General features: G+C 59.3%; 11 protein-coding genes. 9 read left to right on the top strand and 2 right to left on the bottom strand.

Annotation, left to right across the window (positions count from 1 at the left end; genetic code table 11):
* Positions 1-206 precede the first annotated feature (206 nt).
* Genes LOC68_RS22570 through LOC68_RS22605 form a run of 8 tightly spaced genes read left to right on the top strand, consistent with a single transcriptional unit; the run spans position 207 to position 7,399 of the window.
* A complete protein-coding gene (locus LOC68_RS22570; RefSeq protein ID WP_230222937.1) occupies positions 207-1,562 on the top strand; it encodes a Na(+)-translocating NADH-quinone reductase subunit A in 1,356 nt (451 codons plus the stop codon).
* A gap of 2 nt (positions 1,563-1,564) precedes the next feature.
* The gene (locus LOC68_RS22575) at positions 1,565-2,818 is read left to right on the top strand and encodes an NADH:ubiquinone reductase (Na(+)-transporting) subunit B (protein WP_230222939.1); all 1,254 of its coding nucleotides are present in this window, start codon (positions 1,565-1,567) and stop codon (positions 2,816-2,818) included.
* Entirely contained in the window at positions 2,805-3,614 is an 810-nt protein-coding gene (locus LOC68_RS22580; RefSeq protein WP_230222941.1) for a Na(+)-translocating NADH-quinone reductase subunit C, read from the top strand. The genes LOC68_RS22575 and LOC68_RS22580 overlap by 14 nt, the downstream gene beginning before the upstream one ends.
* Positions 3,607-4,236 carry an NADH:ubiquinone reductase (Na(+)-transporting) subunit D gene (locus LOC68_RS22585; protein WP_230222943.1) on the top strand — a complete coding sequence of 210 codons (630 nt, stop codon included), beginning with the start codon at positions 3,607-3,609 and terminating at the stop codon, positions 4,234-4,236. The genes LOC68_RS22580 and LOC68_RS22585 overlap by 8 nt, the downstream gene beginning before the upstream one ends.
* Before the next feature lie 3 nt (positions 4,237-4,239).
* Positions 4,240-4,848 (top strand): NADH:ubiquinone reductase (Na(+)-transporting) subunit E, encoded by a 609-nt coding sequence (nqrE, locus tag LOC68_RS22590; protein ID WP_230222945.1) that lies wholly within the window; start codon positions 4,240-4,242, stop codon positions 4,846-4,848.
* Between the two features lie 48 nt (positions 4,849-4,896).
* The gene (nqrF, locus tag LOC68_RS22595; protein ID WP_230222947.1) at positions 4,897-6,120 is read left to right on the top strand and encodes an NADH:ubiquinone reductase (Na(+)-transporting) subunit F; all 1,224 of its coding nucleotides are present in this window, start codon (positions 4,897-4,899) and stop codon (positions 6,118-6,120) included.
* A complete protein-coding gene (locus tag LOC68_RS22600; RefSeq protein WP_230222949.1) occupies positions 6,104-7,132 on the top strand; it encodes an FAD:protein FMN transferase in 1,029 nt (342 codons plus the stop codon). The genes nqrF and LOC68_RS22600 overlap by 17 nt, the downstream gene beginning before the upstream one ends.
* A gap of 3 nt (positions 7,133-7,135) precedes the next feature.
* Positions 7,136-7,399 carry a hypothetical protein gene (locus LOC68_RS22605; protein ID WP_230222950.1) on the top strand — a complete coding sequence of 88 codons (264 nt, stop codon included), beginning with the start codon at positions 7,136-7,138 and terminating at the stop codon, positions 7,397-7,399.
* 186 nt (positions 7,400-7,585) lie between these two features.
* Here the strand turns inward: LOC68_RS22605 and LOC68_RS22610 are convergent, their stop codons facing one another.
* Together LOC68_RS22610 and LOC68_RS22615 are read right to left on the bottom strand one after the other, a co-directional pair.
* The gene (locus LOC68_RS22610) at positions 7,586-9,349 is read right to left on the bottom strand and encodes an AAA family ATPase (protein ID WP_230222952.1); all 1,764 of its coding nucleotides are present in this window, start codon (positions 9,347-9,349) and stop codon (positions 7,586-7,588) included.
* An 828-nt stretch (positions 9,350-10,177) separates the two neighbouring features.
* Complete coding sequence (locus LOC68_RS22615; protein WP_230222954.1) at positions 10,178-11,656, bottom strand: sulfatase family protein; 1,479 nt, start codon at positions 11,654-11,656, stop codon at positions 10,178-10,180.
* A gap of 127 nt (positions 11,657-11,783) precedes the next feature.
* Between LOC68_RS22615 and LOC68_RS22620 the strand changes: the two genes are divergently transcribed.
* Positions 11,784-12,257, top strand: a complete 474-nt coding sequence (locus tag LOC68_RS22620; protein ID WP_230222956.1) for a nucleoside deaminase — start codon at positions 11,784-11,786, stop codon at positions 12,255-12,257.
* Positions 12,258-12,270: the final 13 nt, after the last annotated feature.

Raw genomic sequence — 12,270 nt, forward strand, 5'->3', positions numbered from 1 at the left:
TTCGGACATGCCTGGGGTGGCATCTTCTTCACGGCGAGCATTTTAACGCACAGCTTCCTGAGTTCGCCGCAGACGATTTGAACGACATATCCCAGGCCTGCATGTCATTTACATTGTGAAACTTTTCACAATCTGAAGTTGCTCGCTCTTTGACGCAGCGATACGCAGTAATTTCCAGGGCCAGATTTGCCCGTTCGGAGCCGCGGATGCCACGAACTATTACGTTGAAACGAGGGCTCGACCTGCCGATTTCGGGTCGTCCTCAGCAGACTATCGAGTCGGCCGGATCAGTGAGCCGCGTCGCACTTCTGGGAGACGACTACATCGGCATGCGGCCGACGATGCTCGTCACCGAAGGGGACACGGTCAAACAAGGTCAGGCCCTGTTTGAAGACAAAAAGAACCCCGGCGTGCTCTTCACGTCGCCGGCAGCCGGCAAGGTGGTCGCGGTCAATCGCGGCCCCAAGCGTCGGTTTCTGTCGGTCGTCGTCGAGAAAGAAGGGGACGCCCAAGTCGAATTCACCTCGCACGGCGATCAGTCGCTGTTGTCGCTGACCCGTCAGCAGGTGGCCGACGGAATGGTCGCCGCCGGGCTTTGGCCTGCGTTGCGGCAACGCCCTTACGGCAAGACTCCTTCGCCGACGGCGACTCCGCTGGCGCTCTTCGTCACGGCGATCGACACGAACCCGCTGGCGGCTGATCCCGCGGCGGTGATCGGTCCGCGCAAGGCGGAGTTCACCGCTGGGCTCGAAGCTCTCAGCAAATTGACTGACGGCCCGATGTTCGTCTGTCGCGCTCCTGGCGCCGACATCCCGGGCGACGATCTCCCGTTCGCCGAAGTCGTCGAGTTCTCCGGTCCCCATCCGGCTGGTCTGCCTGGCACGCACATCCACTGCTTGTATCCGGCTGGCCGCGATCGCTACGTCTGGTACATCGGTTACCAAGACGTGTTGGCGATCGGCTCGCTGTTCAAGACCGGCCGTTTGGACGTCAAGCGAATCTTGTCGCTGGCTGGTCCGGCGGTCAGCTCGCCGCGACTGATCGAAACGACGCTGGGCGCCGACCTGACGCAATTGACCGCCGGTCAGTTGAAGGCTGGCGAGCTTCGCGTGATTTCGGGTTCGGTCTTCGCCGGCCGCACTTGTGCCGATCCGAACACCTACCTCGGTCGTTACCACAACCAGATCTCGGTTCTGGTCGAAGGGAACAACCGCGACTTCATGGGTTGGCTCACGCTCGGCTTCGGCAAGTTCTCGACAAAGCCGGTCTTCCTGTCGGCTTTGACCGGCGGCGGTAAGTCGTACGACTTTACGACCTGCAGCGAAGGTAGCCATCGAGCGATCATTCCGACCGGGATGTATGAAAAAGTAATGCCGCTCGATATCGAGCCGACCGCGCTGCTGAAGTCGCTGGTCGTCAACGATATGGAATCGGCCCAGGCGCTGGGCGCTTTGGAATTGGAAGAAGAAGACTTGGCGCTTTGCACCTACGTCGATACCGGCAAGCACGACTTCGGCAGCGCCCTGCGGAAGAACCTGACCCGCATTGAGGCCGAGGGGTAATCATGAAGTTTCTACGCAATCTGCTCGATAGCGCCGCTCCGATGTTCCATAAGGGCGGCAAGTTCGAACGTCTTTACCCGCTTTACGAAGCGGGCGATACGTTCCTGTTTACGCCGGGCGAAGTGACGCACGGCTCGACCCACGTTCGCGACGGTCTCGACCTGAAGCGAATGATGGTGTTCGTCGTCATCGCTTTGACGCCGTGCATCCTGATGGCGATGTGGAACACCGGCTATCAAGCCAACGCCGCCATCCATTCGGAAGCTGGAACCGCGATCGACAGCTGGCAGGAAAGCCTCTTTACGTGGCTGGGGATGACCCACGACCCGAGCAGCTTCCTGTCCAACGTCATCCTGGGCGCGATCTACTTCCTGCCGATCTACATCGTCACGATGACGGTCGGCGGTATTATCGAAGTGACCTTCGGGATCATTCGCGGACACGAAGTGAACGAAGGGTTCCTGGTTACCGGGATGCTCTTTCCGCTCACGCTGCCGCCGACCATGCCGCTCTGGCAAGTCGGGCTTGGTATCGCGTTCGGCGTGTTGATTGGTAAGGAAGTGTTCGGCGGCACCGGCAAGAACTTCTTGAATCCGGCTTTGACCGCTCGTGCGTTCCTCTACTTCGCTTATCCGAACCAGATCACTGGTAACGTCTGGGTCGCCGCCGACGGTTTCAGCGGCGCCACCACCTTGGGCGCTTTGGCCGAAAACAAAGATAAGCTCGACGTCGGTTTGGACGCGGTTTTGAAGACGGTCGATGGTCATGGCATCACCTGGATGGACGCGTTCCTCGGAACGATCAGCGGTTCGATGGGGGAAACCTCAGCGCTCGCCTGTCTGCTGGGCGCCGCGTTCCTGATCATGACCGGCGTCGGTTCGTGGAAGATCATGCTGGCGACCATCCTGGGCGCCGTGGGAACTTCCGGAGCGTTCTATCTCGCCAGCCTGTCCGGCATCGAAACCTCAGCCCTGTTCGCCTTGCCGCCGTGGTGGCACCTGGTGATCGGCGGCTTCGCGTTCGGTTGCGTCTTCATGGCGACCGACCCGGTTTCGGCCGCGATGACGGAAAAAGGTAAGTGGTTCTACGGGATCTTGATCGGCGTACTGACGATCTTGATTCGCGGCATCAACCCCGCGTTCCCGGAAGGGATCATGCTCGCCATCTTGTTCGGTAACGTGATGGCGCCGCTGATCGACTACTTTGTGATTCAAGCAAACATCAACAGAAGGATGGCTCGCTATGCTACATCGTGATAGCGTTGGCGGAACGTTCCTCGTGGCCGCCGTCCTTTGCATCGTCTGCTCGGTAGCGGTTTCCGCCACGGCGGTTTTTCTGAAACCGACGCAGGACGCCGAAATCAAGCTCGACCAGCAGAAGAACATTCTGGCTGCCGCCGATGCGTTGCCCAAAGACGAGGAAGGCAAGTTCAAGCAGGTCAGCGCCGCCGAGGTGACTGAACTGTACAAGCAGGTCGAAACGATCGTGATCGATCTCGACACCGGCGAACGGGTCGACGATCGCAAAGAAGATCCGATCACGCTCGAGAATCTCGAAAAGAAGCAGAAGATGGAAGAAATTCCGACGGACGCTCCTCCGGCCGAAAAGCTGGGCGAGATCAAAGAACGTGAAGAGTACTCGCAAGTTTACATCCTGAAGAAGGACGGCAAGATCAGCGCGATCGTGCTGCCGTTCTACGGTAAGGGTCTCTGGTCGACCATGAAGGGCTACCTGGCTCTCGAAGGGGACGCCAAGACGATCAAGGGTTTGACTTACTACTCGCACGGCGAAACTCCGGGTCTCGGCGGCGAAGTCGATAACCAATTGTGGAAGGCCCAATGGCCGGGAACCACCGCGGTTGATGACGACGGCACCGTCCTGGTCCACGTCACCAAGGCGGGCCAGACCGCCGGCATCGACACCAACATCGACGGCCTGTCGGGCGCCACCATCACGACCAAAGGGGTCGACACGATGGTTCGCTACTGGCTCGGCCCAGGCGGCTTCGGTCCGTTTTTGGCGAAGGTTCGCAAGGGAGACTTCAATGGCTAAAGATACAGCAAAAGACATTCTGCTCGCGCCGGTCTTCAGCAATAACCCGATCGCCTTGCAGGTGCTCGGCATTTGCTCGGCCCTTGCGGTGACCTCGAAGCTCGACAAAGCGCTCACCATGGCCCTGGCCGTGACGATCGTGACCGGCTTCTCGAACCTCAGCGTCAGCCTGGTTCGCAAGTTCATCCCGAGCAGCATCCGCATTATCGTGCAGATGACGATCATCGCGTCGCTCGTGATCATCGTCGACCAGTTCCTGAAAGCCTACGCGTTCAACGTCAGCAAAGAGCTGTCGGTGTTCGTCGGTTTGATCATTACGAACTGCATCGTGATGGGCCGCGCCGAAGCTTATGCGATGAAGCATGAGCCCGGCATGAGCTTCCTGGACGGCATCGGCAACGGTCTCGGCTATAGCATGATTCTGTTGGTCGTGGCGTTCTTCCGCGAGCTGTTCGGCTCGGGCACGCTGTTCGGCTTCACGATTCTGCACAAGGTTTCGGACGGCGGCTGGTACACGCCGAACGGCTTGATGCTGCTTCCGCCGAGTGCGTTTTTCATCATCGGCGTCATCATTTGGGTCTTGCGGACGTTCCGTCCCGACCAGGTTGAGACGGAGGGCTAACCCATGGACTACGTCAATATTGCTCTGAAAGCGGTCTTCAGCGAAAACCTGGCGCTCGCTTTCTTCCTGGGAATGTGCACGTTTCTCGCCGTTTCCAAAAATGTGAAAACCGCCCTCGGTCTGGGCGTCGCGGTGATCGCGGTGATGGCGATCACCATCCCGGCCAACAACCTGATCTATCAGCATCTGCTGAAGAAAGGTTCGCTGGCCTGGCTCAGCTCGGACCTGGCTGATACCGACCTGACCTTCCTCGGGCTCATCATTTACATCGGCGTCATCGCGGCGATCGTGCAGATCCTGGAAATGGGTCTCGATCGTTACTTCCCGCCGTTGTACAACGCGCTCGGGATCTTCCTGCCGCTGATCACCGTGAACTGCGCGATCCTCGGCGGTTCGCTCTTCATGGTCGAACGCGACTATGACTTCGCCCAAAGCTGCGTCTACGGCGTCTTCGCCGGGGTCGGTTGGGCGTTGGCGATTTGCTCGTTGGCGGGCGTTCGCGAAAAATTGAAGTACAGCGACGTGCCGGCCGGTCTGAAAGGACTGGGCATCACGTTCCTGACGGCCGGGCTGATGGCCCTGGCGTTCATGTCGTTCGGCGGCATGCTGTAATTCCTGAGAATACAAACCAATATTCGGAAACGAATAGGACGAGCCAATATGATCCAGATCCTCGTCGGCGTCGCGATGTTCACGCTGGTCGTGCTCCTCTTGGTGGCGATCATTCTCGCCGCCAAGTCGGTTCTCGTCGCGGCTGGCGACGTGAAACTCGTGATTAACGAACAGAAAGAAGTTCACGTTCCCGCTGGCGGCAAGCTGCTCAACGCACTCGCCGATCAGGGAATCTTCGTGTCGTCCGCTTGCGGCGGCGGCGGTACCTGCGCTCAGTGCAAGGTGAAGGTTCTCTCCGGCGGCGGCGACATCCTGCCGACCGAAAAGTCGCACATTAACAACCAGCAGGCCCGCGAAGGGTACCGCTTGTCGTGCCAGGTCGCCGTCAAGCAGGACATGAACATCGAAGTCCCGCACGAAGCCTTCGAAACGAAGAAGTGGGAATGCGAAGTCATCTCCAACGACAACGTCGCGACCTTCATCAAAGAATTCAAGCTGAAGCTTCCCGAAGGGGAAGAGGTCGATTTCAAGGCGGGCGGTTACATCCAAATTGAAATCCCCAAGCACGAAGTCGCCTACAAAGACTTCGCCGTTCAGCCCGAATACCACGAAGACTGGGACAAGTTCAACATTTGGCGCTACGTCTCCAAGGTGGACGAACCGGTCATTCGCGCTTACTCGATGGCGAACTACCCGGGCGAAAAGGGCATCATCATGCTCAACGTCCGTATCGCTTCGCCGCCGCCGCGAGCTCCCGAAGGAACTCCGCCGGGTAAGGCCTCCAGCTACATCTTCAGCAAGAAGCCGGGCGACAAGGTGACGATCTCGGGTCCTTACGGCGAGTTCTTCATCAAAGACACCGACGCCGAAATGGTCTACATCGGCGGTGGCGCCGGTATGGCTCCGCTCCGCAGTCACATCTTTGAACTGTTCCGAGAACGCAAGACCAACCGCAAGGTGTCGTACTGGTACGGCGGTCGTAGCGTTCGCGAATTGTTCTACGTCGACGAATTCCGCGAAATCGAAAAAGAGTTCCCGAACTTCAAGTTCAACATCGCTCTCTCGGACGCGATGCCGGAAGACAACTGGACCGGGCTCAAAGGTTTCATTCACCAGGTGCTCCTCGAAGAGTACTTGAAGAACCATCCGGCTCCGGAAGATATCGAGTACTACTTGTGCGGTCCGCCGATGATGAACCAGGCGGTCTTCAAGATGCTCGACGACCTCGGCGTTCCGCCAGAAAATATCGCCTACGATGACTTCGGCGGCTAAACGAAAACTCGAAATGACCCTGGGAGCGGCGGTGCTGCTCCTGGCGGTCGGATGTCTGCAACCGCCCGCCCCGATCGAAGTGACGGGGCGGACGATGGGGACGACCTACTCGGTCAAATTCATCCCGCCGGACCGCGACTTCGACGCGAAGCCGCTGCAGCAGGAGATCGACAAACGGCTGGTCGAAATCAACCAGCAAATGTCGACCTATATCCCTGATTCGGAGCTCTCTCGCTTCAATCAAAGCAAAGCCGGCGATTGGTTTCCGGTCTCTCCGCAGTTGGCCGAAGTGGTTCAACTCGCCAAGCAGATCAACCACGAGAGCGGCGGCGCGTTTGACGTTACGGTTGGACCGCTGGTCAACCTCTGGAACTTCGGCCCCGATCATCATCCCGAACAAGTTCCCAGCGATGAGGCGATCGCCGCGGCGCTGGCCAATATCGGCGACGACAAGCTTGAAGTTCGCTTGGATCCGCCGGCCCTGAAAAAGTCGGTCGATGGTCTTTACGTCGATCTCTCGGCGATCGCCAAAGGGTACGGCGTCGATAAGATCGCCGAACTGATCGCCGAGTCGGGACGCAAATCGTACATGGTCGAGATCGGCGGCGAAGTTCGCGCCGCTGGCCAAAAGCCGGATGGCTCCCCCTGGCGGATCGCGATCGAAAAGCCGATCCCTGGCGCCCGCGCGATCCAGGAGGTGGTTGAACTGTCGAACCAATCGCTCGCCACGTCAGGCGATTACCGCAATTTCTTCGAGGTCGACGGCCAGACTTTTTCGCACACGATCGACCCGAAGACGGGGCGTCCGCTGGCTCATACGCTCGCTTCGGTCAGCGTGCTGCATCAAGACTGCGGTTCGGCCGACGCCCTGGCGACCACGCTCATGGTCTTGGGACCGGACCGTGGATACAATTGGGCCGAAGAGCAAAAGTTGGCCGTATTGTTTCTGATCCGGGACAAGGATGGGCCGGTCGTACGCCGCACGTCGTTGTGGCCTAATGCTGGAGAGTGACCTGTGCTAATCACCATCTTGATCGCCGTCGGCGTCTTCGCCATCGCACTCACCGGGATGGCCATCGGCGTCATTCTCAGCAACCGCAGCATCAAGGGAAGTTGCGGCGGCTTGAATAACTTCAAAGACTCAGTCGGCAACCCCATCTGCGACGCCTGCACCAATCCAAAGCCCGACTGCACCGGCAAAGGCCCCCGCCACGAAGCCGAACACTGCGATTCGCACCCGGCCGACGCCGAAAGCGACGAAGAACCGGTTCATTCGTAAGCCCGCAGCGCAAGCGCGCCCCATAGTAGCCCGCAGCGCAAGCGAGGGAAAAGCGGTCGGGAAGAAAAGCGGAAAGCGGAGAGCGGAAAGCGGCAAGAAGCAAAACACTAGCCCGAGGCGCAAGCCGAGGGAATGCGTCCGCAAGCCAAGTGCCAAGATCGAATTGCCAAAGATCGCCCGCTCGCGCTAGCTCGCGATTGACCCACATCGAGAATCAACCGACTGGACCGCAGCCCCCAATTTTTTTTCATCGCGTAGCGCATCTCCCGTAGGGTCCGCTGTGCGGACCGCCGACGCGTCAATCGACCTGGCCAATCTGTTATCGCTTCCCATGGTCCGCACAGCGGACCCTACGAGAGGAGTGGACTCGACCGCGTCTTTTTTTTCTTGGGCCGATTGGATCAATCGATACTTTGGATCGTAAAACCGTTTCTCGTCAACGATCTTCTCAATCTCCCCCGCCGCAACCATCCGGTCCCAACCGCGGGCGAACTTCGTGCCGTTCATGCCGCAGTTTTCGCGAACCCGCAGCTTCGTCGCATGCGCTTCGCCGAGGTCGGTCATCGCCAGGCGAATTCGGGACCGCATTCGTTGATCGAGCGCGGCGTCCTTTAATCGTTCCGCTTCATCTTGCAGCGTATCCGCCTCATGCACGATCGTCTTCCAGCTTCGCCCGTTCTTGGTCGTAGGGCAGGCCGTGCCTGCCGCTCTTGTTGCGAGCATCTCCATTTCGGCCGCTCTGCTTGCGAGCGTCTCCATTTCGGCAGGCACGGCCTGCCCTACGTTGGTCAATCTTCCTTCGTCGACATCGACGCCCCATTCGCCCCCTTGCCCGGCGTAGCCGCCGAGCGCTAGCCAGAGGCGATGCTCTCCGCTCCCCGGCGCATAACTTTGGCGGCGATTCACCAACAGCCACTGCTGGGCGAAGTCGAGATTGCCGGCGAGGATTGAAGCTTCCAACTTGCCAGGCTTCATTTCCTTGCGAGTTTGCACGCAGAGTATCGGCGTGGCGCCGTTATCGAGACAACACTGCGCAAGCGTCTGCAGCGCTTCGGCTTGCTTTCGTTTCCCCGTCGACGAGAGACGAATCGCATCGATCACCACCACTTCTAACTCGTGCTTCGTGATCCAATCGCGAAGTTTCCCCACGGTCTCGGGATCGGCTGGATCGTCGGTGGTCAGTAGCCACATCAGATTATCCGTGGCCGGCGCCGACTTACGAGCTTCGCCCCAACGCTGCGTGAGATCGGTCAGCGTTTGCTGTTGATTACTGCTACACGCGAAGCCGACGCGCAGTGGCTTTTCGGCCGCGAAATGATTCAAAAACTTTCCTCCGCTGGCGAGCGCCGCGCATAGATCGACGGCGAGCGAGCTCTTCAGCGTTTTGCTCGGGCCGACGATGACTGCTGGTTCGTTACGTGTGAGGAGATTCGCTAAGAGCCACTCGCGCGGCTGTTGCTCGGCGAACAGTTCTTCCGTGGTGAGCGTTCGAAACGAACTGCCGCCGCCCAGTTCGAGACGGACGATTTCTCCATCCGGCGGCAATTCGACCGGCTCCGGCGTCAGCCGTTTTCGTAAGGTCGCCGCGTAGTCGGTAATGTTGTTCAGGTCGCCGCCGGAGTGCATCACTGCTTGAATCAATGCTGACGCGGTCAGCTTGTCGTAGCCGTAGGTGAGGAGGTCGGCGAGCAACTGATGGTCGTCTCGATCTTCGTCGCCAGTGAGGTGCAGCCCGAGGAGGGCCGAGTAGATGTCGCGATGACACGGGACGCGGAAAACTTGCAACGGGAGCGCATCTTCGCTCAGGCGCTCCGGGTACATCATCATGCAGGCGAGCCACTGCGCTTCGACCAGCTCTTCGCTGGCCGAGACGCTGTTCGCGTCTTTGTTCTTTTTCTTTTGCTTCGCGCGCAGCAGGGCGCCGAGGCGCCGAATTCGGGCCTTTCGCATTTGGCGTTTTCCTCAAACAAGCGCGCACGGCCATCCCGGCGAGAGTTTCGCGCTTTGGAAAAAAGAGGCCTCGGTCCGATCTCGAGGCGGAGAGAAAAAGGGACGCTGGGCGGTTGATCAGACGCCCGCATCTTGAGGGGTGTAGTATACAAAACGCCAGTGCGTTTTGCAAGCGAGATTTCTTGGCCTGGGTGGCCCGACCAGTCGGTGACGACTGGTTGGGTCGCTTTAGCGACAAGATGCCGCGCCATGCGGTTGGAGGTGGTTGAGCGTGCGAGTTTTTGAGACCGGATGGCGCTGCATCTTGTTGCTGCGCAACCCAGCCAGTTCTGTGGGGAACTGGCTGGGCCACCCTTTTTTAAGAACTTGCGGCCGCATTTCCCTCGCTTGCGCTTCGGGCTACTATTCTTGCCGTGTTCTTACCGTGACTTGTCCGTGGCTTCCGTGTTCTATTCTTCTTTCGGCCGCATTCCCTCGGCTTGCGCCTCGGGTTAGTGTGGGGAGTTGCCCGTCTTCGTCATTGGAGAATTCGTGCTTGATTCGTCATTCGAGCTTCGACATTCGTCATTCACTTGCGGCCGCATTTCCCTCGCTTGCGCTTCGGGCTACTATTGGGCGCGCTGCGGGCTACTATTCTTGCCGTGTTCTTACCGTGACTCGTCCGTGGCTTCCGTGTTCTATTTGTTCTTGCGGACGCATTCCCTCGCTGGCGCTGCGGGCTAGTGTTTGCGAGGTGCGCATGAAAAAGGGCGGGCTCTTTGGGTTGAGACCGCCCTTTTGTTTGGGACGCATTCCCTCGGCTTGCGCCTCGGGTTCGTGATTAGCGAATTACTCGCGGGTGCGGCCGGCGTCGCGGATCGTTTGGAGGCGGATTTCCATCTCTTTCAGCTTCTCCGGCGACGAGTTGGCGAGGTTCTTTTCTTCGCCGATGTCTTTGGAGAGGTTGTAGAGCTGGGCCTTGTTCTTCCCTTTCGCTTCGACGTACTTCCAGTCGCCGCTGCGGAGCGAAAGTTTGGAGAAGGCATGTTCGACCAGTTCGTCGCGGCCGATCTTCGTCTTGCCGAGCAGAGCGTCCGCAACGTCAAGGCTATCGGGCGCCGCTTCGGCCGGCAGCGATTGGCCGGTCAACTTGGCCAGTGAAGCGAGGAAGTCGATCTGGCAAACCAGGGCTTCCGACTGGCCCGGTTTCACTTCGCTCGGCCAGCGGACGATGGTTGGGACGCGGGTGCCTCCTTCGTACTCGCTGTACTTGCCGCCGCGATAGGGACCGGCCGGCTTGTGATCGCCAAGCAGTTCGACCGCTTGATCGACGTAGCCGTCATCCAGGACCGGGCCGTTGTCGCTCGACAGAATGACCAAGGTATCTTCGGTCAGCTTGTTGCGATCAAGCGCTTCCAGGATCTGACCGACGCACCAGTCGAACTGCAGGATCGCATCGCCGCGCGGGCCGTGACCGCTTTTGCCGACGAACCGCGGATGCGGAACGCGGGGGACGTGGATGTCGTGCGTCGAGAAGTAGAGGAAGAACGGCTTGTTGGCGTTGTCGTCGATGAACGCGACCGCTTTTTCGGTGATGTCGTCGGCCATGTCTTCGTCGACCCAGCGCGCCGATTGGCCGCCGGTCATGTAGCCGATGCGGCTGATGCCGTTGACGATCGTTTTATCGTGACCGACCGAGAGCTTCATCTTCAGCAGTTCCGGATGTTCCTTGCCGGTCGGTTCGTCGCCAACCGGTTTGCTGTAGCTGACTTCGATCGGATCGTTGGGGTCGAGCCCAACGACATGATGGTTTTCGACATAGACGCACGGGACGCGGTCGCCGGTCGCTGGAATCAGGAACGAATAATCGAACCCGCATTCGAGCGGACCAGGGGCGATCTTTTCGTTCCAGTTGACGTTCCCCTTGCCGAGGCCGAGATGCCATTTGCCGACGACGCCGGTCTTGTAGCCTGCGTCACGCAGCATCGAGGGGAGGGTGACTTCGTCGGTCGGAATGATCAGCGACGCGTCCCCCGGCAGAATGCCGGTTCCCTTCTTGCGCCACGCGTAACGCCCGGTGAGGAGCGAATAGCGGGAGGGGGTGCAAGTGGCCGAGCCGCAATGTCCATCGGTGAACTGCAAGCCTTCTTTGGCGAGCCGATCGACGTTGGGGGTGGAGAACGATTTGGCGCCGTAGCAGCTGAAATCGCCATAGCCGATGTCGTCAGCGTAGATCAGGACGATGTTTTTCGGCTGGACGGCCAGGGCCGGAGCCGACAGCAAGCTGACCAAAAGTGCGGCCAGGGCCAGATTTCTCAGGTGACGCATGAGTACCTTAACTAGCGAAAGGGGGAAAACGCGGAGAAAATGTCGCTATCGCCCCGCAGGGACGATATCACCTATTGTAGGCAGAAGCGTTTCTCCATTTCTTCCAATCTTGTTACGAAAATCGCCCATGATTTCGCCTTCGGAACTGATGCAGCTGGCTATCGACAAAGCCAAAGAGGGGATCGCCGCCGGCCAGTCGCCGTTTGGATGCGCGATCGCGCTCGACGGCCAGGTGATCGCCGTGTCGCACAATATCGTGTTGCAAACGACCGACGTGACCGCGCATGCCGAGGTCACGGCGCTGCGGATCGCCTGCAAAAAAGTAGGCGAAATCTTGCTGCCGGGGGCGCAAGTCGCGACGACCTGCGAGCCCTGCCCGATGTGTGCGACGGCGCTGCACTGGGCTCGGGTCGACGAAGTTTATTACGGCGCGACGATCGAAGACGCAGCCGAGACAGGCTTCAACGAGTTGCGGATGCCCGCAGGCCAGCTCTACCAGATCGGCGGCAGCGCGACCAAGCTCGTCAGCGACGTCGAACGGGCGGCTTGCCGCGAATTGTTCGACCTGTGGAAAGCCGGCGGATCGGCGATTTATTATTGATGCCGCCGGTGGT

The organism is Blastopirellula sediminis (assembly GCF_020966755.1).
In the GTDB taxonomy this organism is placed as follows: Bacteria; Planctomycetota; Planctomycetia; order Pirellulales; family Pirellulaceae; genus Blastopirellula; species Blastopirellula sediminis.